2 protein-coding genes are annotated in these 819 nt (G+C 70.8%); both read right to left on the minus strand.

The features are described 5' to 3' along the window. A partial coding sequence (locus tag RISW2_RS23000) for a S49 family peptidase (RefSeq protein WP_043775845.1) occupies nt 1-569 on the minus strand: 569 nt, incomplete at its 3' end. Further along, nucleotides 559-819, minus strand: a 261-nt coding sequence (locus tag RISW2_RS25575) for a hypothetical protein (protein WP_043775847.1), incomplete at its 5' end; no start/stop codon positions are given. The genes RISW2_RS25575 and RISW2_RS23000, both read right to left, overlap by 11 nt.

The following is an 819-nucleotide window of genomic DNA, read 5'->3' on the forward strand; positions in this document are numbered from 1 at the left end:
ATGCCCTTCATCTCGAGGGCCTTGAGCAGGTTCTCCCGCTGCGTCATCACCCCGATCGAACCCACCACGCCCGACGGCGTCACGACGAGTTCGTCGGCCTGGCTGGCGAGCCAGTAGGCGGCCGAGGCGGCGACGGTGTTCGCGACAGCGATGATCGAGCGCTCGGCCCGCCGCGCGCCGCGGATCATCGCGGCGGTCTCGGGCACCAGGTCGACCATGCCGCCCGGGCTGTCGACATCGAGGACAATGGCGCGCGCGGCGGTATCGCCTGCCGCCTCGCGGAACGCCCGCTGGAACTGTTCCATCGACGCGCCGCCGGACATCCTGCTCATCATGCCGCCCCGCGGCGTGATGGTGCCGTGCAGGCGCAGGACGTGCACGTGGCCGCCGGAGCGCGCAGGCACCGGCGCCGCGGCGTAGCTCGGTTCGCTTTCCTCGCCGTCCCAGCCCGGCGAGTGACCGCCGGCGCGCAGCGCGAGGAAGTTGACGATCTCGGCCGCCTTGCCCGGCTCGATCAGCCAGATGCCGTTGGCGACGGCGCCGAGGATGCGGTCGATTTCATGCGGCATCTTTCACAAGCTCCAGTCTGGGACGGCCGCCATTGCGCTCGGTGGACTCGCGCAGGAACGCGATCGACCGGGCGATGGAGGCCTGCTGTTCGGGTTCGCGCTCTCGTGCGCCGGCGCCGACCGGCACCATGTTGAGCGGCTCGATGTACCGGTCGCCGGCCGGGCCGATGCCGTTGCGGTTTTCCATGCGCAGGACGTCGTTCACGCTGAGCCAGCCCCACTGGCGCCCCTTGGCGTAGGCCTCGTAGCG

It is taken from the genome of Roseivivax isoporae LMG 25204, from assembly GCF_000521865.1.
GTDB classification, from domain to species: domain Bacteria; phylum Pseudomonadota; class Alphaproteobacteria; order Rhodobacterales; family Rhodobacteraceae; genus Roseivivax; species Roseivivax isoporae.